This window comes from Cryptosporangium arvum DSM 44712, from assembly GCF_000585375.1.
Lineage (GTDB): Bacteria > Actinomycetota > Actinomycetes > Mycobacteriales > Cryptosporangiaceae > Cryptosporangium > Cryptosporangium arvum.
This window is the reverse complement of the sequence record NZ_KK073874.1, coordinates 4,223,255-4,243,028: the sequence shown is the minus strand read 5'-3', so window position 1 is coordinate 4,243,028 and position 19,774 is coordinate 4,223,255. Positions and strand designations below refer to the sequence as shown.

The following is a 19,774-nucleotide window of genomic DNA, read 5'->3' as shown; positions in this document are numbered from 1 at the left end:
GAGGAGATCCTCAGCCCTTTCGCCAGGCGAGCTCGGGCGTCGGCCCGACCGGCATCGGGTTCGGGTTGCCGACCGAGGCCGAGATGCCCTCCAGCTTCGCGCTGCTGTAGTACACGTTCTCGGTGGCGATCAGCGGGATCAGCCAGGCCAGCTCCTGGAAGCGCTTGGAGGCCTGCTGGTAGAGCCCGGTGCGCTCGGAGCCCTCGGCCGCCGACGCGCGCTGCATGATGCCGTCGAGCTGGGCGTCCTTGTGCCCGAACGGGTTGAACAGCCCGCCGGAGACCTGGCTGTAGTTCTGGAACATGTTCGGCCCGGCGCTGGGCCAGATCGAGGCCGCGTACTTCTTGCTCGTGGCCTCCCCGATGAACGCCGGGACGGTCGTCGAGATGACCTTGAGCGTCACGGTGATCCCGATGGCCTTGAGCGCGTCGGCCACCGCCTGCGAGTAGGTGGTGTTCCGGTCGAGGATCGATTCGGTCAGCACGGTGAGCGGGAAGCCCTTCGCGTACCCGGCCTCGGCCATCAACGACTTGGCCTTCTGCAGGTCGAAGGTGTAGCCGATGCTCTCGTCGTAGCCGTCGGCGCCTTCGATGAGCTGCTGCGTGCTGGGCTTGGTGAAGTCGGCGCCGAACGCCTTGGAGAGCGCGTCGCGGTTGATCGCGTACCCGATCGCCTGCCGCACCCGCGGGTCGGCCAGCGGCTTGCTGATCGTGCCCTCGGTGTCGCCGAGCACCAGTTCCCAGTTGAAGAACGGCGCCTTGACGATGTTCAGGCCGGCCGACTTGGCCGCGTCCGCGGTCGCCGGGCTGCCGGTCGCGTAGTCCACCTGGCCGGTCGTCACCGCGGAGAGCACGGCCTGCGGGTCACCGATGACCCGCACCGAGACCTTGGAGAACCGCTGGGCCTTCGGGTTGAAGTAGGCCGGGTTCTTCGTGTAGCTGTAGCGGCTGCCGGCCACCGACGTCGCGTTGTCGTAGACGTAGGCCCCGGTGCCGTCGCTCTTGGTGAGCAGGCTCTGCGGGTTGGCCACACCGTCCGGGCCGATCAGCACCCCGATGCCGTGGTACTGGTCCATGGTGCCGGCCGCGTCCGGGTTCGGAGACTTGTAGGTGACCTGGACCGTGCGCGGCCCGGTGGCCTCCACCTTGTCGACCGCGCCGGCCGACGGGGTCAGCGGGCCGCCGGCCTTGAGGAAGTACTGCATCGACGCGACCGCGGCCTCGGCGGTCAGCGGCTTGCCGCTGGCGAACTTGACGCCCTCGCGGAGCGTGAGCTCGAAGACCTTGTTGCCGGTGCCGACGTACTTCCAGGATTCCGCGAGGTCCGGCTCCAGCTTGCCCTCGTTGCTCAGGTGGATCAGCGAGTCGTAGGCGAGCGCGGTGTAGACGGTGGAGCCACCGGCACCGGCCAGCGCCGGGTTGAGGCTGATGGGTACGCCCGTGAACTGCAGGTTGAGCTCCGAGGTGTTGCCGCCGCTCGTCGACGACGAACCGGAGGTCGTGCATGCGGCCAGCGTCAGCGCCATCGCGCTGGCCACCGACGCCGCCAACAATCTCGAGCGGTGAAGAGTCGGCATTGATTCTCCAAGACCTGGGGGTTGGGTCCGGGGACCGGGTCAGGCGAACGTAATACATGTGGTGTCACACGACAAGATAACTGTCACACGTTCTCCGATGAATCCTGCTGGCGCCATCGACGGTCCACGGCAATGAGTGCGAGGCTGAGCAGCGAATATCGGGTCAATTAGGGACCGACGGCGCAGCACGAAGCCGAACGAGCGTTATGGATTCTGCAACCCCGCCCGGAGAACACGGGGCTCCGACGTCAGGAAGTCAAGCGGCGGTAGCGACGCAGGCGCCGGAGGCCGGGGGTGTCGGGCCGTTCCGCGGGAGTGGCCGCGACCGCGTCCAGACGCTGCTGCGCGCCCGCCGGATCCAGCTCCATCCCGATCGCGACGAGTTCGCCGACCGGCGGTGGCTCCGGCAGCGGGGCGACGTGGATCAGCGACCCGACGACGTCGACCGCGAAGCCCTGCTCGGCGCGGGAACCGTGTACCCGCACCCGGCCCTTGAGCCGGTAGGCGCCGGTGGGTGGGGCCTCGAGCAGGTCGATCAGCGCGGTCGGCGACACCGGCCGGTCCAGCCGCACCGATGCCGCCCTGGCGTGGTCGTGGTCGTGGTCCTGGTCGTGCCCGGCCCGGCCCGCGTCCTGCTCGCGGATGAGGCGGGCGATCGGGAGCTGGTCGGCCGGGTCCTCGTCGGCGGCGGTGTCGAATACCAGCGCCGGGTCGATCCGGCCGTACCGGGCGGTGACGATCGGCACCTGCGGGTGACGCCGCCGCACCCGCTCCCGGATGCGGGCGAGCACCGCCTCGCGGTCGTCGCCGGGCAGCCGGTCGGCCTTGTTGACGACGACGAGCGTCGCCGCCCCGTACCGCGCGGGGGGCTCCGGCCAGCGGTCCACGGTGCGGAAGTGCTCGACCGCGTCGATCACCTCGACCAGGCCACCCGGCCGGATGCCCTTGGCGCCGCTGAAGCCGATCAGGCGGGCCACCGCGATCGGGTCGGCCGCGCCGCTGGCCTCCACCAGGATCGCGTCGAGGCGGAGGCGGGGCTGCGCGAGGCGGCGGAGCGCGTCGTCGAGGCCCCCGGCATCGGGCAGGCAGCACACGCATCCGCCGGAGATCGCCGCGGCGTCGTCGATCTGACCGGTCACCAGCGCCGCGTCGACGTTCAGTGCCCCGAAGTCGTTGACGACGACCCCGAGCCGCGCGCCCGGCCGGCGCAACAGGTGGTTGAGCAGGCTGGTCTTGCCGGCCCCGAGGAAACCGGTCAACGCGACGACCGGGACCCGCCCTCCACCTCGCATCCTGCGAATCTAGCCGAGCCCGTCCGCCGACGGCCGGACCGCGGCCGGGGCCGGGGCCGGGGCCGGGGCCGGGGCCGGGGGTGTCTCGTCGGTGGCCTGCTTGAAGCGGCCGAGCAGGCGTGCCAGGTCCACCCCGGTGAGGTCGGTGCCCAGCTGGAGGCCCTGCGCGACGTTGCCGGCCACCGACCGGGTCAGCGACGACGCACCGTCGGTGGAGATCACCGTCAGCTTGTCGATCGCGCCGATCGGGCGGCTGGCCGCCTCCACCACCTGCGGCAGCACCCGAGCCAGCAGATCGAGCACGGCCGCCTCCCCGTACCGCGCGAACGCGTCGGCCTTCAGGCGCATCGCCTCGGCGTCGCCCCGGCCGCGGGCGAGCGCGGCGGCCCCCTCGGCCTGCCCTTCCCGCTCGGCCGCCTCGGCCAGCGCGGACCGGCGGGCCCGTTCGCCCTCACCGGTGAGCCGGGCCTGCTCGGCGTCGGCCTGCGCCGCGGCGATCGTGGCCTGCCGCCGGGCGTCGGCCGCGAGCACGTCCGCACTCCGCGCCGCCTCGGCGGCCTGCTCGACCCGGTACCGCTCCGCGTCGGCCGGCCGGCGCACGTCGACGTCGAGCTGACGCTGGGTGAGCTCGGCCTGCCGCTCGGCGACCTTCTGCTGTTCGGCGATGACCACCTGCTCCCGCTCGGCCCGGGCGAGCGGCCCGGCCGCCGCCGAGCGCGCCTGCGCGGCCTCCACCTCCGCGCGGATCAGCGCCTTCTTCAGATCGAGGTCGCGTTCGGCGGTGGCGATGGCCTCCTCGGCGAGCAGCCGCGCCTGCTCGGACGCCTGGGTCGCGGTCGCCTCGGCGACGGCCGCGTCCTTGAGGACCCTGGCGGCCTCCGGGCGGCCCAGGTCCTGCAGGTACGTGCCCTCGGTGGAGATGTCCTGCACCTGGAACGTGTCGAGCACCAGGCCCTGGTTGGTCATCGAGTGTTCGGCCTCCTCGGCGACCGCGCTGGCGAACGCGACCCGGTCACCGATGATCTCCTCGATCGTGAGCCGGCCGACGATCGCCCGCAGCGACCCGGCCAGGACCTCCCGGGTGAACTCGTCGATCTCCTTCTGCTGGTGCAGGAAGCGCTGGGCGGCGGCCCGCACCGCGTCCTCGGTGCCGCCGACCTTGACGATCGCGACCCCGTGCAGGTTCGCCCGGATCCCGTGCTTGCTCACCGCGCCCTGGATGTCGACGGAGATCCGCCGGCTGGAGAGGTCCAGCGACTGTTTGCGCTGGACGACCGGGAGCACGAACACGGAGGCGCCCATCACGACCTTCTGGCCCGACAGGTCGGTGAAGCGGCTGCCCTGCGAGTCGGTCACCGAGCGTCCGCGTCGCCCGGTGATGATGAACGCCTCGTTCGGTCCGGCGACCTTGATGCGGGAGAGCACCAGCAGGACGAGGAGGTAGACGACGAGCACGCCGCCGGCGGTGACGATCAGCAGCTCCATGGAGCCCTCCTTCAGCTCAGGGACAGGAGTGGTTCGACGACGACGCTGGCGTGGCTGGTCGCCTCGACGACGAAGACGTCCGCGCCGAGCGGCAGCGCCTCGTCCGCGCGGGCGTGCAGTTTCACCGGCTGCCCACCCACCCGCACCCGCACCTCGCCGTAGCCCGGCGGCGCGATCGGGGTGACCACCACACCGATCGCTCCGACCAGGTCGGCGCGCCCGGGCGTCGGGTCGGTCGGGATGTCCCGGGCCCACCGCGACGCCCGGATCACCAGGGCCGCGGTGGGCCCGGCGGCGGCCACGCCGATCGCTCCGGCCGCGGCCACCGCGCCGGGTCCGCGGGCGTCGAGCAGCAGGCTCGCACCGGCCGCCGCGAACCCGAACATGCCGACGAACGCGGCGACGGTCGGACCGGACGCGCCGCCCACGCCGGTCGACACCAGGCCGAGCAGGCCCGCGCCCACCAGCCCGAGCAGCAGCAGCCCGGCACCGCACGCGCCGATCAGCACGTACACCGCGGTGGCACCGTCTCCGAGCCCGGCCTCGTGCACGCCGACGCACCGCCTCTGCCGAGTGTGAACAGCTCCCCTGTGGACGAGTGTGCGCCGCGGGGGCGGGCCCGCGTCCATGCCGCACCGGTGCGGCATGGACCGGGCGCCGGACCGCGTGGGATGCTACGAAGCTCCACACTCGACAGGCACTCCTACACTCTCCCGGAACGTCCGCCGACCGGCGGCCCAGCGAGGGCGAGGTGCCATGTCCAGGTTTTCGTCGACCGGGAAGAAACCACGGATCACGAGGCTGTCCGCGGCGGTGGTGCTCGGTGCGCTGTTCGCGGTGGCCGCGTGGGTGAGCCCGGCCGCCGCGATCGGGCTCGGGCAGTGCTGGAACACGACGTACAAGGGCGTCTCCCTGCACGTGTGCGACGCCGATCAGTGGCTGACCACCGGCAACAGCTGGTATTTCGGCAACTCCCGGCTCACCATGCAGACCGACGGGAACCTGGTCATCTACAACCAGCGCACCGGCCGGGCCGCGTGGTCCACCGGCACCCACGGCACCCGGGCCAACCGGATGGACTTCCACGGCAACGGGCGCTTCAACCCGATGATCGTGCGCGACGACCGCACCGGCCAGGTGTACTGGAACTCGTCGCCGAACTCCACCTGCCCGTCGGACAACCGGACCGTGCTCGCCCTGCAGTCGGACTCGAACTTCGTGATGTACTGCTACCAGAACGGCACCTTCGGCCGGGCGATCTGGGCCTCCGGCACCGTGTACTGACCCGGGGTCAGTCGAGTTCCGGTACCGGCCGGGCGCGCAGGGCGGCGTCGAGGCGGGGGTAGACCCGCCGCGCGTTGCCCTCGTAGACCAGCCGGCGGTCGTGCTCGGTGAGCGGCACCGCGTCCACGTACCGGCGGGTGTCGTCGAAGTACCGGCCGGTCTCCCGGTCGATGCCGCGCACCGCGCCGACCGCCTCGGAGCCGAACAGGATGTTGGGCACGTCGATGACGCCGAACAGCAGGTCGATGCCCGGCTGGTGGTAGACGCAGGTGTCGAAGAAGACGTTGCCCAGCACCGACTCCGCCGGGGCCGGCCGGCCGAGCATGTCGGCGAGGCCGCGGAAGCGTCCCCAGTGGTACGGCACCGCTCCCCCGCCGTGCGGGACGACGAACCGCAGGCCCGGCAGGTCCGTGAACAGGTCGCTGGTGAGGAACTGCATGAACGCCGTGGTGTCGGCGTTGAGGTAGTGCGACCCGGTGGCGTGGAAGTTCGGGTTGGTCACCGCCGACACGTGCACCATCGCCGGCACGTCCAGCTCGACCATGGCCTCGTAGAACGGGTACCAGCTGCGGTCGGTCAGCGGCGGCGAGGTCCAGTGGCCGCCGCTCGGATCGGGGTTGAGGTTGCAGCCCACGAAACCCAGCTCCAGCACGCAGCGGCGCAGCTCGGCCACCGAGTTCACGATCGGCACGCCCGGCGACTGGGGCAGCTGGGCCACGCCGGCGAAACGCTCCGGGTACAGGGCGACGACCCGCGCGATCAGGTCGTTGCTGACCCGGGCCCAGCCCGTGCTGACCGTCTCGTCGCCGACGTGGTGGCCCATCGCCGAGGCCCGCGGCGAGAACAGCGTCAGGTCGATCCCGCGTTCGGCCATCAGGCGTAACTGGCTGCCCTCGATCGAGTCGCGGATCTCGTCGTCGGTGATCGTGGGGTACGGAGGTGGACGGCGACCGGTGCCGAAGGCCGCGTGCTGCGCCTCCCGCCAGGAGGTGTGCGCCGCGGGGGCGGTCGTGTAGTGACCGTGGCAGTCGATGATCACCGGCGCCCCCTGCGAACGACGTCGGTGACAATCTAGCTCAGCGGGAACACCGACTGGGCCCACGGCGGCCGGCTCGACGGCTCGACCGACGCCACCCACTTCACCCACCAGAACCCGCGCCGACCCGGCGCCGCGATCCGGGCCGGGAACCCGTGGCCGGGGCTGAGCGGCCGTCCGCCGACCGCGGTCACCAGCCAGACGTCGTCGAGCGTTCCGGCGCCGAACCAGCGGGCGAAGCCGGTCACCGAACGCACCTCGACGCTCCGCCCGGGCTCGACGTCCGCGGCACGCAGCAGCGCGCTCAGCCGCACGCCGTCCCACACCTGGCGGCTGTACCACCCGCTGGTGCAGTCCAGGACCGCGGTGAACCGCTCGTGCGGCAGCGCGAGCACCTCGTCCAGGTCGAACGTGGTGGTCCCGACACGCAGGCGCCACTGCCCGGCGTCGACGCGCTGGATGCCGTCGTTGATCCACGACGTGACCTCGAGCGCCGGCTTCGGCACCGAGCCGGTGAAGCGCCGGCCGGTCGCCGCCCAGGTGTCCCAGGCCGTGGTGGCCACGGCCGCACCGGCGCCGAGGACGGCCAGCCGCAGCAGCGCCCGGCGGTCGGCGTCGGTGCGGCGCGGGCGCACCCAGTGGCCGAGGAAGTGCGCCACCACCGCGGCCACCGCGCCGATCGCGGCCCCGACGTGGATCTGCATCAGCGTCAGCGGACCGACGTACTCGACCCGGCCGGTCGAGTGCAGCAGACCGCTCCCGATCGTGACCAGCACCAGGACGAGCAGGACCAGCGAGAGCGCCTTGACCGGGCGCCGCTGCCGCGGGTTGCGCAGGCCGCGGCGGATCACCACCGACTTCCACGGCGCCAGCAGCAGGATCGCGAGCGCACCGGCCGCGTGCAGCTGGATGAGGTCGAGCGGCCAGTCCACCCCGATCGTGTTGGCGCCCAGCCCGGTGAGCACACCCGCGACGAGCAGCAGGCCGAGGACGAGGTCCACCCGCCGCCCGCCCTGCCGGGCCCGGAAACTCACGCGCATGCGCCGAACGCTAGCTCGCCTCGCACGCACGACAATTTTGTCGTGTATTCTGTTTCGTAGATGGGGAGTACCCGAGGCACCACGCGTTCGCCGTCACTACGGGCCCGGCCGATCCGGGCCCCGGTGAGCCAGCCGCCGCAGCCGGCGGCCCGGGGAGACCGTCGACCACATCGCTGACCGGCCGCGCCGGTCAGCCGGTCGAAAGGGCTCCCCGAGATGACAGTTCCCTGGTGGGCGTGGGTCGCGGTGATGACCGCGGTGGCGGCGATGCTCGCCGTCGACTTGTTCCTGCACCGCGACAATCACGTCGTCAGCTTCCGCGAGGCCGTGATCTGGTCCGGTATCTGGATCGCTGCGGGGATCGCATTCGGCGCCGTGCTGTGGTCGTGGCAGGGCGGCGAGGTCGCCGGCACCTACTACGCCGGTTACCTGATCGAGAAGGCGCTGTCGATCGACAACGTCTTCGTCTTCGCGTTGATCTTCACGTTCTTCTCCGTGCCGGAGACCGTGCAGCACAAGGTGCTGTTCTGGGGCGTCATCGGCGCGCTGGCGTTCCGGCTGGGGTTCATCTTCATCGGCGCGGAGCTGCTCGAGACGTTCTTCTGGACCGCGTACGCATTCGGCGCGTTCCTGGTCTGGACCGGCTACACGATGGCGTTCCGCCACGGCGAGCAGACCCCGCCCGACCGCAACCCGGTCGTCCGCCTGGTGCGCCGTGTCGTGCCGACCGACGCCCGCTACCACGGTGACCGTTTCTTCACCCGGGTCGACGGCAAGCGCGTGGCCACGATGCTCTTCGTCGTGCTCATCGCGGTCGAGGCGTCGGACCTGATCTTCGCGATCGACTCGGTCGCGACCATCCTGGCCATCACGACGAGCGCGTTCATCGTCTGGACCGCCAACGCGTTCGCGATCCTCGGGCTGCGCAGCCTGTACTTCTGCCTCGCCGGACTGCTCCGTCGGTTCGTGCATCTGCACTACGGGCTCGCGCTGCTCCTGGCGTTCGCCGGCGTCAAGCTCATCCTGTCCGAGACCCCGGTCGGCAAGCTGCCGATCCCGGTGACGCTCGGCGTGATCGTGCTGACGATCGGCGCCTCGATCGTCGCCAGCCTCGTCGCGACCCGGCGCGCCGACCCGACGGTCGGACCGCAGTAAGCTCACCCACGGACATCAGCGGTCAGCCGGGGAAGGTCATGCCTGAGTGGACGTTCCTCACCAACCACGCGCACGTCCTGCTGTGCATCGCCCGCGACCCCGGCGTCCGCTTCCGTGACCTCGCCGGCCAGGTCGGCATCACCGAACGCGCGGCCCAGCGCATCGTCGCCGACCTGGCCCGGGCCGGATACCTCACCACCACCCGCGACGGCCGGCGCAACCGCTACAAGCTCGACCCGTCGCTGCCACTGCGCCACCCGCTGGAACAGCAGCACCTGATCGGCGAACTCCTCGACATCCTGCGCGACCCACCGACGACGTCCTGACCGCAATCAGGGCCATATCCGACCTTTGGCCCCATACTGCTGCGCATGACGATCAGTGCGACGAGACCTCACCGGCCGCTGGTCCTGGCTCTGCTGTGTGCACTGACGGGAAGCCTCATGCTGTGGGGAGCGACGTCAGCGACCTCGGCGACGGCCTACGTCCGGGACCAGTCGTCGAGCGGCGCGGCCGCGACGCAGGGCCGGCGCCCGGCGCCGAGGCCGTCGCCGTCTCTGTCCGGTTGGCTGCGTATCCGTACGATCGTCGACCGGTTCGGACCGTGGAGTGGGCACGGTCGCGAAGAAGTCGACCAGGCGTTCCGGACCGACCAGTTCCGCCGCAGCGCCGAAGCAGTTGTGCGGGCCCCTCATCACGGGTCGCCCGCGCCGGGCGGCCCGCCTCGCGCCGACGGCACCGACGACATCTACACGGGTCTGGCCGCGGCCGGCCTCGCCAACTTCCACGGTCGCCCGGAGTACTGGGCGACCGCCGAGCAGCGCTATGCGACGGTCGATCGCGCATCGCTGACGGCGGCACAGCTCCCGGCGTACCAGGTGCTCGAGACCCTCGTGGTCGAACACCGCCTCCGCCGCGGGCCCGAATGAGTACGCGGCGAGCGAGGTCACGCACCTCAGCAGACTCGTCCTCCGTTCCGACGTCGCCGGCCGCCGCGCTGCGGACCACGCTGGCGGTCGTCTCGCCCGTCGCCCTGATCACCGCGTTGCTCTACTACTTCGGGTGGGTCCGGGTCTCCACCCAGGCGCAGGCACTCGGCTACGACGCCACTATCGTCGGTCTCACTGACCAGAGTTACGTCGTCCGCAGCATCGCCGTGCTGTTCTACCCGCTCTTGACGACGATTCTCGCGGCCATCGCCGGATTCGCCGTGCACCGCGCGGTCCTCCGACGCGCGACGCGGTCGAGCCGGTGGCGCGAGCGGACGATATGGTTCGGCACCGCGTTGACCTGGTCCTGGCCGGTCTGGCTCGGGATGTGCGGCGGGTTCCTCGCCGTTCCGGCTCTCCGGCCGGCGGCCGTTCCGGTGACCCTCACCGCGACGTGCCTGAGCGTCCTGTACGGCGGGCTGCTCGTCGGGAGGCTGAGTCGGCGGGAACTCGACAAGGGAATTCGCGGCTGCGTCCTGGCGCTGCTGGCCCTCGCCCTGTTCTGGGACACCGAGCGGCTGGCCCGGGCCTGGGGCGAAGGGGACGCCGGCCTGATCTCCGCCGGGCTGAAACCCGTTCCGGACGTCACCGTCTACAGCACGACGGCGCTGAATCTCACCGGCATCGAACCGTCGACGGTGCCGTCGGGAGCCTACCGCTTCCGCTACCACGGCCTGCGGCTCCTGCACTACACCGCCGATCGGTACGTGCTGACCGGGGCGACGGGCCAGGCCGCTGACCGCGTCTACGTCTTGCGCGATCGACCGGCCGTGCGGTTCGAACTCTCGCGGCCTCCGGGGGCCCGCGCCGGACCGCCGCCGCAAGCCGGAGTCGTGCCGGTCCGGTGAGGCGCGACCCGCCTAGGCCAGGTGGCGGACGACCACGCCGAGCAGGTTCTCGCCGGCGAAGTAGCCGAGCTGGCGCGAGTCGACCCCGTCGGGGTTGTCGGCCGCGACCACCAGGCAGCCCGGCGGCGTGACGTCGTCCGCCGCCGCGCGCACGTGGAACGTGTCGCTGCGCGGCACCGGGTCGCCCGGGAGCGCGACCAGCCGCTTGACCATCCACAGCGGGCTGTCCAGCGGCGGCGTCCCCACCGGGCGGCCGGCGGCCACCACGATCACCTGCCCGACTTCCAGCCCGCCGACGCCGGCCCGGCGCACGAGCAACCGGTCACCCCGGTGGTAGGTGGGCTCCATGCTGACGCCCTTGACCGTCACCACCGCCAGCGTCCGCCGGACGACGCCGACCCCCGCACCGACCAGCAGCACGACGGCGAGCAGCACCGCCGCGGCGATCGTCACGGTGCCGCCACCGGCTCGTCGGCGTACCCGGCGGCCTGCAGCCGGAACAGCCGCGCGTAGACCCCGTCGGCCGCGAGCAGCTGGGCGTGCGTGCCCTCTTCGGCCAGCTCGCCGCCGTCGAGGACGAGGATGCGGTCGGCGTCGCGGAGGGAGCCCATCCGGTGCGAGATCAGCAGGCTGGTCCGGCCGGCCCGGTGTTCGCGCAGCCCGGCGTGGATCCGGTACTCCGCCTCGGCGTCGAGGCCGGCCGACGGCTCGTCGAGGATCATCAGGTCACGGCGGTCACGCAGGAACGCGCGGGCCACCGCGACCCGCTGCCACTGCCCGCCCGAGAGCACGACACCGGTCGACGGGTCCTCCCGGTCGGCTTCGGTGAAGAACATCCGGGAGAGCAGCGTGCGGTACCCGGCGGGCAGACCGGCCAGTTCCGCGTCGACGCCGGCGCGCCGGGCCGCCGCCCGGATCCGCCCCTCGTCGGCCAGGCCGGCCAGGTCGCCGAGGCCGATGTTCTCGGCCGCGGTGAGGTCGTACTCCACGAAGTCCTGGAACACCGCGGTGATCCGCTCCCGCAGTGCGGCCGGGTCGAGCTCACGGAGGTCGACCCCGTCCCAGCGGATCGTGCCGCGGTCCGGGTCGTAGAACCGGCAGAGCAGCTTGATCAGCGTGCTCTTGCCCGACCCGTTCCGTCCGGCCAGCGCGGTCGCCCGGCCCTGCGGGATCGTCAGCGTGACGCCGCGCAGCGCCCACGGCGCGTCCGGGCCGTAGCGGAACCAGACGTCGCGCAGCTCGATCCCGCGGGTCAGCGCCCGCACCGGGGTGGGGTGCGGCGCGACCGGCAGGTCGGACTCGGCGGTCACCACGGCGCGGAAGTGACCGAACATCAGCAGCTGGTGGTGGAGCTGGGCCAGCTGGCTGATCGCTCCGGCCAGCGCGCCCTGCACACCGGCGATCGCCAGCAGGAACAGCGACACGTCCCCGATCGACAGGGTGCCCTGCCGCGCGGCGCGTACGGCCCACACCAGGCCGCCGCCCGCGACGAGCGCGCCGAACAGCGCCAGCCCGCCCTGGGTGACCAGATCCCGGCGGTCGATCCGGCGCCGGGCGTCGTCGGCGGTGCGGCGCTCGGTCAGCATCCGGGTGCGCAGGAACGCCGCGATGCCGAAGAGCCGGATCTCCTTCGCCGCGTCGCTGCTGGTCAGCAGGTTCCGGTAGAACAGCTCGCGCCGCTCGACCGGGCTGATGTCGAATGTCATGTCGGCCCGGGCGCGGGAGAGCCGGAACTCCGCGACGAGCGTGGGGACGGCCGCGACCAGCACGACGAGCGTCATGGCCGGGCTCAGCACCAGCAGCGACCCGACGAACCCCCCGAGGGCCAGCAGCGACCGCGCCGAGGCCAGGCCGCTCCCCACGATCGCGCCGGCGGCCCGTTCCCCCTCACCGGCCAGCTGGAGCCGGTCGAGGAAGCGCGGGTCCTCGAAGCGGCCCAGGCCGACGAAGCCGCCGACGGCGGAGTGCAGCCGCTCCGCGCCGGCCAGGTTCGTCGCCCGCGCCACCTCGGCTTGCAGGTACTGCTCGAGCTGCGGCAGCGTCGCGGTCGCGATCCCGGCCACCGCCAGCGCGACGGCCACCGCGACCAGCTCGCCCAGCGGCGCGGAGGTCGCGACCCGGTCGATCGTGCCGCGGGTGGCCCAGGCCGCGCCGACCGGGGCCGCGGCGCCGACCAGCGCGACGAGCGTCAGCAGTACGACCGGGCGCCGCGCGGACCGCCAGGCGATCCCCGCGGCCATCCCGGCCGCGGCCCGCATGCCGGTCAATGCGCCGGCGCGGGAGCCGGAGCCGGGAGCGCGGTGACGTCCCCGCCGCTGACCGTGACCCGGCCGGTGGCGTCCACGATCACGACGCCCGGGAACGCGCGGGCCGCGAACGCGGGGACGACGACCGTGCGTCCCGGCGGGTCGGTGACGACCCGGGCCACCGGCGCGAGCAGCGACACGTAACGCCCGGCGTCGTCGGGAATCGCCTCCACCACGGCGACGACCCGGTCCGGGCCGCCGGGGAAACCGGCCGCGTACTCGACGAACTCCGGCAGCAGGTCCTCGCAGGCCGGGCAGCCGGGGCTGAAGAAGCCTACGAGCGTGTCACCGGTGAGCGAGTCCTTGGACCAGGTGCCGCCGTCGACGTCGGCCACCGCGAAGTCGTCGACGACGGTCCCGACCGGCGGCATCGGCTGCTCGAACGCGCTGCGGTGGCCCTCGGCCGGCTGCGCCCGCAGTCGTTTGAGCACCGCGGTCAACAGCATCAGGTTGACCAGGCCCAGGAGGCCGACGGCGACGACGGCGACGACGAGATACGGCATGTCAGGTCCTATCCACTGCTACGGAGCCGGTCGTGAGGAGGTCGGCGACGTCGTCGAAGGAGATCGTGAGGACGGCGAGCACCAGCGCGCCGAAGAGGGCGATCGCCACGCCGGCCGGGTGCGCCCCGGCCAGGGGGTCACCCACCGCGACCGCCGCGGCGGCCCCACCGGCCGCGAGCACGGCGAGCAGACCGTTGCGGACGGCCTGCGCGGCGCCCAACGGGCGGGCCGAGGCGCCGAAGCACCGGCACGGCGCGGTCACCCCGCGGCGCGTCGCGGCGAGGATCGCGACGCCGAACGCGCCGAGCAGCACCGCGCCGACGCCCAGGCCGGCCACCGGCACGACCGGGAGCGTGCCGACGACGGCGAGCTCGGCGGCGAGCACGAGGAGCGCCACGGGGCGGGCCGCCCCGAACCGGGACGGCAGCAGGCGGCCGGTGGAGGCCACGAACGCCGCGTAGGCCGCCCGGCCGCGCAGTTTGCTCACGGCGGAGACGGCGAAGACCACCCAGAGCGTCGCCGCGGCGACGAGGACGAGATAGCGCACGGCCGGGCCTTTCGCGTTCCGGAACGGGCGGCCCGCCCACCGCGGACCGCGGTGGGCGGGCCGATCACGTCAGCAGCTGCCGCAGCTCCCGCAGCCCCACGGCTCACACACGCCCTGGATGCAGTCCCGCCGGCACAGCTTGGCGCGGGTGGTGGAGCAGGAGAAACACTGGGTCTGCATCGCCGCCGACGCGGTGGTCGACGGCGCGATGAGGGACAGTAATCGATCGGCCAGACGGGTCATGTGTGCACTCCCCTTGATCGTCGGTGCCTGCGGTGGCTCGATCGTAGGTTCGGCGCACGAGCCCGATCAACGGATGAAACCGCAGGTCAGCGACGTTCTTTACGCGTTCTCTACTGAATCTGCACGCGGCTGCGGTCCGATCACGACGGACAGCAGCCCGGCCTCGGTCTCGTTGCCGAGCCGCCGGAAGAGCGCCCGGGCGGTCAGCCCGGTGTCGCGGGCCGCGACCGGGTCACCGGCGCCCAGCCAGGCCGACGCGAGCCCGGCGAGCGCCTTCGCCTCGGCCTGCAGGTTGCCCGCCCGCCGGTGCAGGGCGACCGCGTCGGTGAAGTGCGCGACCGCCCGGCGGGGCGCACCGGAACGCAACGCCAGCCGGCCCAACCCGTCGAGCGCCATCGCCTCGCCGAACTCCGACCGGCTGCCGGTGCTGAGCGCGAGGCCGCGGTCGAGCAGCCGCTGCGCGCGGGGATCGCCGGACTCGACGTAGAGACCACCGAGGTGGGCGCAGAGGAACGCGAGCTGGACCGGGTCGCCGGTCTCCTCGGCGATCGTCACCGCCTCGGCCAGCGCCGCCTCGGCCGGCCCCGGTTCGCCGCGGTCACGGTGGGCCAGGCCGATCAGGCCGAGCAGGACGCTCACGTCACGGGAGCTGCCGAGCTCGCGGGCGACCGTGAGCGCCCGCCCGGCCGCCGCGATCGCGTCGGCCTGCCGTCCCTGCTGACGCCGGAGGATGCCGCGCAGCTGCCAGACGTGGACCTCGCCGAGGCGGTAGCCGACCGAGCCGGCCACCGCCAGGCTCGCGTCCAGGCACGCCTCGACCTGGTCGGTCGCGCCGAGCACGCGGTGGACGGTGGCGGCGAGGTAACCGGCGTCGGCCTCGCCCGGCGCGTGCCCGGCCGCGCGGAACAGCTCCAGCGCGCGCTCGGCGTGAGCGAGCTTCTCGCTGATGTCCGACCCGGGTTTCGAGATGTAGAGATCGGCGAGGTTGCGGCTCATCACCGCCTCCCCCAGCGAGTCCCCGGCGGCCCGGCACGCGTCCAGCGCCGACCGGTGGACCCGGCTGCCCTCCTCGGAGTAGTCGCGCAGCTCGTAGTAGGGGTGCGCGGCCGCGGCCAGCGGCCACGCCAGGTCGGCCCGGCCGAGCTCGACGCTCTGCCCGACGAGTTCCGCGATCGACTCGCGCTCGGCGTCGAACCAGGCGAACGGCTCGCGGATCGCCTCGTCGGTGACCGGCCCTGGCCGGGCCGGGGACGGGATCGGGGCCAGCGTGCGCGCCGGCAGCCGGGTGGTCGCCTGCTCGGCGAGCGCGCGCCACCCCCGTACCGCGCACTCCAGCACCGCGGCCGGGTCCAGGTCGGGGTCGGCCGCGGCCCGCTCGCGGGCGAACAGCCGGACCAGGCCGTGGAACCGGTACCGGGGCCGGCCGCCGTCGTCCGGACCGGCCGCGTCCAGGAGCCGGTGGCCGACCAGTGCGTCGAGCGCCTCGTCGGCGGCGCGCTCGTCGACGTCGGCGACGAGCGCGACCACCCAGGCCGGGAACGCGGTGACGTCGAGGACGGCCAGCCGCCGCAGGACACGTCGCTGCCTGCTGCTCAGCAACGCGTACCCGGCCCCGATACCGGCGCGGACGTCGAGGTCGTGCAGGCGCAGCTCGTCCAGCCGCCGCCGCTCGTCGGCCAGCCGCTCGGCGAACCACTCCAGCGGCGTCCGCGGGGCGCTGGCGATCCGGGCCGCCATGATGCGCACGGCCAGCGGGAGCCGGCCGCACAGGTCGAGCAGCCGCCGCGCGGCGTCGATCCGCTCGTGGACCCGGTCGGCGCCGACCACCCGTTCCAGCAGGGTCAGCGCCTCCTCCGGCGTGAACACGTCGAGCTCGACGAAGTGCGCGCCTTCCAGCGCGGACAGGCGGCCCCGGCTGGTGACCAGCACCGCGCAGCCGGCCCCGCCGGGCAGCAGCGCGCGGATCCGGCGTTCGTCGGGTGCGTTCTCCAGCACGACGAGCACCCGGCGATCGGCGACGATGCTGCGCAGGAGCGCGGCCCGCTCGTCGGTGCGCTCGGGCACCGCGGAGCCCGGCACCCCGACCGCGCGCAGGAACATCGCGAGCACGTCGGCCGGCTCCACCGCGCGGTGGGTCTCCCCGGTCAGGTCCGCGTAGAGCTGACCGTCCGGGTACCACGCGCGCAGGCCGTGGGTGAGCGTGACGGCCAGCGCGCTCTTGCCGACGCCGGCCCGCCCGGAGATCGCCACCACGCGCAGCGCCCGCGCCCCGGGCTCGGTGAGCACCGCCAGGCAGCGGGCCAGCTCGGCGTCGCGGCCGGTGAAGTCGGCGATACCGGCCGGGGCCTGCGAGGGCGGGGACCAGCCGGTTCCCCCGCGGCCGGGCCGGGCCTGCGGACGGGGGGCGTCCTCGGCCGCGAGGATCGTCCGGTGCGCCGCGCGCAGCTCCGGCCCGGGGTCGATGCCCCGCTGCTCGACGAGGCGCTTGTGGGCGGCCAGGTAGACGTCGAGCGCCTCCGCCCGGCGGCCGGCCGCGTGCAGCGCGCGCATCCACTGCGCCAGCAGCCGCTCCCGGTTCGGGTGCTCGGTCACCAGGCGACGCAGCTCGCCGAGCACCTCGGTGTGGCGGGAGCACGCGAGCTCGGCCTCGATCCGCGCCTCGACCGCGACGAGCCGGCGCTCCTCGACGCCCTCGGCGAACGCGGTGAGCGTCCGCGTGCGGGGAACGTCGGCGCAGGCCGGACCCCGGTGCAGGGCGAGCGCGTCGGCGAGCAGCAGCGCGGCGCCCTCCGGGTCACCGCGTCGCAGCGCGGTCCCACCCTGGGCGCAGAGTGCGTCGAAGAGGTCGACGTCGACCGCGTCCGGCGGGAGGTCGAGCCGGTAGCCACCGCCGGAGCCGACGATGACCCGCGCGCCGTCGGCGCCGAACGCCCGGCGCAGCGCGGACACGTACCCGCGGATCAGCGTGCCCGCCGACGCGGGCGGGCGGCCGTCCCAGACCTCGTCGGCCAGCCGCCGGGCCGGGACGTGCTCACCGCGGTGCCGGACCAGGACGGCGAGCAGGGCCCGGGCCCTGGCGCCGCGGACCGGACGCCACTGGTCACCGCCGTGCACCTCCAGCGAACCCAGGCAGCGGCACCGCAGGATCATCCGCCCACCCTCCGCATCGGACCGACAACCCCGCCAGCATCCAGTACCCGCGCCAGTGCGGCCGCGAGGGGCGAGAAGCACGCGGTCGTGGGGGCCTCCGCGCGGCGTTCCGGGCCTACGGCGTGTCTCCGGGGCTTCAGCGGCCGGAGGGCCCGCCGAGTGGTCGTGACCCCGGAAACTCGTCCCACGCCGTGTCCCGAGGCGGTCCGCCGGTGCACACGTCGTACTGTTCGCGCAGGCCATCGGCGTGAGCATCGGATGACATCATGAACGAGCAGGAGCAGCCGACCCCCGCGCCGGCGAAACGTCGGCGCGACGTGGTGCGTCTCGGCGTCGTCGTCGGTGCGCTCGGGGTGGTGTTCGGGGACATCGGGACGAGCCCGATCTACACCCTGCAGACGGTGTTCAGCCCGAGCGACCCGCACCCCGTGCCGGTGAGCGCGAACAACGTGTTCGGGGTCGTCTCGCTGGTCTTCTGGTCGGTGATGATCATCGTGACCGTCACCTACGTCCTGCTGGCGATGCGCGCCGACAACGACGGCGAGGGCGGCATCATGGCGCTGATCACGCTGCTGCGCCGCATCGGCGGCCCGCGGACCGCGCGTACCTCGGCCGTGCTGGCCGGGCTGGGCATCTTCGGCGCCGCGTTGTTCTTCGGCGACAGCATGATCACCCCGGCGATCTCGGTGCTCTCCGCGGTCGAAGGGCTCAAGCTCGTCGAGCCGTCGTTCGACGAGTGGGTCGTGCCGATCACCGCGGTGATCATCGTGGTGCTGTTCCTGGTGCAGCGCCGGGGTACCGCCGCGGTCGGCCGGTTCTTCGGGCCGGTGATGATCCTCTGGTTCGTCACCATCGGCGCGCTCGGCATCACCGGCATCGCCCGGCACCCCGACATCCTCGAGGCGCTGTCACCGACCTACGCGATCGGGTTCCTCGCCGGTCACTTCGGGATCGCGTTCTTCGCGCTCGCCGCGATCGTGCTGGCCGTCACCGGAGCGGAGGCGCTCTACGCCGACATGGGCCACTTCGGCCGCCGCGCGATCGTCCGGGGCTGGCTGTTCCTGGTCCTGCCCGCGTGCGTGCTCAGCTACTTCGGGCAGGGCGCGCTGATCCTGCAGGACACCGCCAACCTCAGCGGGCCGTTCTTCCTGCTCGCGCCGGAGTGGGCCCGGCTGCCGCTGATCGTGCTGGCCACCGCGGCCACGGTGATCGCGTCCCAGGCCGTGATCACCGGCGCCTACTCCGTCGCCGCGCAGGCCGCGGAGCTCGGCTACCTGCCCCGGCTGCGGATCGCGCACACCTCGACGACCACCTTCGGGCAGATCTACGTGCCCTGGATCAACTGGCTGCTCCTGGCGTCGGTGTTGACGTTGGTGTTCGCGTTCCGCAGTTCGGCCGCGCTCGCGTACGCCTTCGGCATGGCAGTCACCGGCACGATCACGATCACGACGCTGCTGTTCTTCTACGTCGCCCACCTGAAGTGGACGTCGGTGCCGACCTGGCTGCTGGCCGCGGGCGGGTCGACGCTGCTGCTCGTCGACGCGCTGTTCGTCGCGGCCAACCTGACCAAGCTCGTGCACGGGGCGTGGCTCCCGCTGCTCATCGCGCTCACCGCCTTCACGATCATGACGACCTGGCAGCGGGGCCGGGCGATCGTCACCGCGGAACGCAACCGGCAGGAAGGCTCGCTCACCGAGTTCATCGAGGCGATGCACAGCGAGACCCCACCGATCACCCGGGTGCCGGGCACCGCGGTGTTCCTCAACCGCGGCCGGACGACCGCGCCGCTGGCCCTGCGCGCGAACGTCGAACACAACCACGTCCGCCACGAGCACGTCCTGATCCTGGCGATCGAGACGCTGCCCGTCCCGCGCGTGCCGGCCGCGGACCGGATCGTGGTCGACAGCCTCGGCCACACCGACGACGGGATCAGCTTCGTGCACGCCCGGTTCGGGTACGCCGACACGCCCGACGTCCTCGGCGCGCTCCGCCGGATCGCTCCGGACGCGATCGAACGGCCCCTGGACGTGGACGGGGCGTCGTACTTCCTGTCCAAGATCGATCTCCGGCTCGGAACGGAGCCGACGATGGCCCGGTGGCGCAAACGGCTGTTCATCGCCACCTCGTACATCACCGCCGACGCCGCCGAACACTTCGGGCTGCCCCGCGACCGCACGGTCATCATGGGCTCGCACGTCGAGGTCTGACGGTCAGCCGTCGACGACGGCGGAGCTCCCCACCTCCTGGGGGTAGGTCTCGGCTCCGGCGGGGGCGCCGCCGCGGCGACGCGACTGCTGACCGGGCAGCGGGGCTCGACTCG

At 73.0% G+C, this 19,774-nt stretch carries 17 protein-coding genes; 6 read left to right on the top strand and 11 right to left on the bottom strand.

What is annotated here, in order from left to right:
* Window positions 1-10: 10 nt before the first annotated feature.
* The 4 genes from CRYAR_RS19065 to CRYAR_RS19050 form a co-directional block, all read right to left on the bottom strand.
* Window positions 11-1,576 carry an ABC transporter substrate-binding protein gene (locus CRYAR_RS19065; protein WP_051570630.1) on the bottom strand — a complete coding sequence of 522 codons (1,566 nt, stop codon included), beginning with the start codon at window positions 1,574-1,576 and terminating at the stop codon, window positions 11-13.
* Between the two features lie 248 nt (window positions 1,577-1,824).
* A complete protein-coding gene (locus CRYAR_RS19060) occupies window positions 1,825-2,868 on the bottom strand; it encodes a CobW family GTP-binding protein (protein ID WP_035852632.1) in 1,044 nt (347 codons plus the stop codon).
* Between the two features lie 9 nt (window positions 2,869-2,877).
* On the bottom strand, window positions 2,878-4,353 hold the full coding sequence (locus CRYAR_RS19055) for a flotillin family protein (protein WP_084700698.1): 1,476 nt from the start codon (window positions 4,351-4,353) through the stop codon (window positions 2,878-2,880).
* Window positions 4,354-4,364: 11 nt separating this feature from the next.
* Entirely contained in the window at window positions 4,365-4,904 is a 540-nt protein-coding gene (locus CRYAR_RS19050; RefSeq protein ID WP_035852631.1) for a hypothetical protein, read from the bottom strand.
* A gap of 205 nt (window positions 4,905-5,109) precedes the next feature.
* On the opposite strand from CRYAR_RS19050, the gene CRYAR_RS19045 reads away from it, so the two are divergent.
* A complete protein-coding gene (locus CRYAR_RS19045; RefSeq protein WP_035852630.1) occupies window positions 5,110-5,637 on the top strand; it encodes a hypothetical protein in 528 nt (175 codons plus the stop codon).
* A gap of 7 nt (window positions 5,638-5,644) precedes the next feature.
* On the opposite strand, the gene CRYAR_RS19040 is transcribed toward CRYAR_RS19045, so the two are convergent.
* Both CRYAR_RS19040 and CRYAR_RS19035 read right to left on the bottom strand, forming a co-directional pair.
* Window positions 5,645-6,676, bottom strand: a complete 1,032-nt coding sequence (locus CRYAR_RS19040) for an amidohydrolase family protein (RefSeq protein WP_035852629.1) — start codon at window positions 6,674-6,676, stop codon at window positions 5,645-5,647.
* A 32-nt stretch (window positions 6,677-6,708) separates the two neighbouring features.
* Window positions 6,709-7,713, bottom strand: a complete 1,005-nt coding sequence (locus CRYAR_RS19035) for a molybdopterin-dependent oxidoreductase (RefSeq protein ID WP_051570628.1) — start codon at window positions 7,711-7,713, stop codon at window positions 6,709-6,711.
* 216 nt (window positions 7,714-7,929) lie between these two features.
* Here CRYAR_RS19035 and CRYAR_RS19030 point away from each other — a divergent pair, with 216 nt between their 5' ends.
* Genes CRYAR_RS19030 through CRYAR_RS19015 form a run of 4 tightly spaced genes read left to right on the top strand, consistent with a single transcriptional unit; the run spans window position 7,930 to window position 10,705 of the window.
* Window positions 7,930-8,868, top strand: coding sequence for a TerC family protein (locus CRYAR_RS19030; RefSeq protein WP_035852627.1), 939 nt, complete (start codon window positions 7,930-7,932; stop codon window positions 8,866-8,868).
* Window positions 8,869-8,906: 38 nt separating this feature from the next.
* A complete protein-coding gene (locus CRYAR_RS19025) occupies window positions 8,907-9,194 on the top strand; it encodes a helix-turn-helix transcriptional regulator (RefSeq protein WP_035852626.1) in 288 nt (95 codons plus the stop codon).
* A gap of 45 nt (window positions 9,195-9,239) precedes the next feature.
* Complete coding sequence (locus tag CRYAR_RS19020) at window positions 9,240-9,797, top strand: hypothetical protein (RefSeq protein WP_157017890.1); 558 nt, start codon at window positions 9,240-9,242, stop codon at window positions 9,795-9,797.
* Window positions 9,794-10,705: a hypothetical protein gene (locus CRYAR_RS19015; RefSeq protein ID WP_035852624.1), complete on the top strand. Its 912-nt coding sequence runs from the start codon at window positions 9,794-9,796 to the stop codon at window positions 10,703-10,705. Before CRYAR_RS19020 ends, CRYAR_RS19015 begins: the two co-directional genes overlap by 4 nt.
* A 12-nt stretch (window positions 10,706-10,717) precedes the next feature.
* On the opposite strand, the gene CRYAR_RS19010 is transcribed toward CRYAR_RS19015, so the two are convergent.
* From CRYAR_RS19010 to CRYAR_RS18990, 5 genes are all read right to left on the bottom strand, one after another.
* Entirely contained in the window at window positions 10,718-11,158 is a 441-nt protein-coding gene (locus tag CRYAR_RS19010) for a S26 family signal peptidase (RefSeq protein ID WP_035852623.1), read from the bottom strand.
* Window positions 11,155-12,963, bottom strand: coding sequence for an ABC transporter ATP-binding protein (locus CRYAR_RS19005; RefSeq protein ID WP_035852622.1), 1,809 nt, complete (start codon window positions 12,961-12,963; stop codon window positions 11,155-11,157). Before CRYAR_RS19005 ends, CRYAR_RS19010 begins: the two co-directional genes overlap by 4 nt.
* A 5-nt stretch (window positions 12,964-12,968) precedes the next feature.
* Window positions 12,969-13,514 (bottom strand): TlpA family protein disulfide reductase, encoded by a 546-nt coding sequence (locus CRYAR_RS19000; protein ID WP_035852621.1) that lies wholly within the window; start codon window positions 13,512-13,514, stop codon window positions 12,969-12,971.
* A 1-nt stretch (window position 13,515) separates the two neighbouring features.
* Entirely contained in the window at window positions 13,516-14,061 is a 546-nt protein-coding gene (locus CRYAR_RS18995; protein ID WP_035852619.1) for a MauE/DoxX family redox-associated membrane protein, read from the bottom strand.
* A 342-nt stretch (window positions 14,062-14,403) separates the two neighbouring features.
* A complete protein-coding gene (locus CRYAR_RS18990; protein ID WP_035852618.1) occupies window positions 14,404-17,454 on the bottom strand; it encodes an AfsR/SARP family transcriptional regulator in 3,051 nt (1,016 codons plus the stop codon).
* Window positions 17,455-17,720: 266 nt separating this feature from the next.
* Here CRYAR_RS18990 and CRYAR_RS18985 point away from each other — a divergent pair, with 266 nt between their 5' ends.
* Complete coding sequence (locus tag CRYAR_RS18985) at window positions 17,721-19,661, top strand: potassium transporter Kup (protein ID WP_035852617.1); 1,941 nt, start codon at window positions 17,721-17,723, stop codon at window positions 19,659-19,661.
* The last annotated feature ends 113 nt before the right edge of the window (window positions 19,662-19,774 follow it).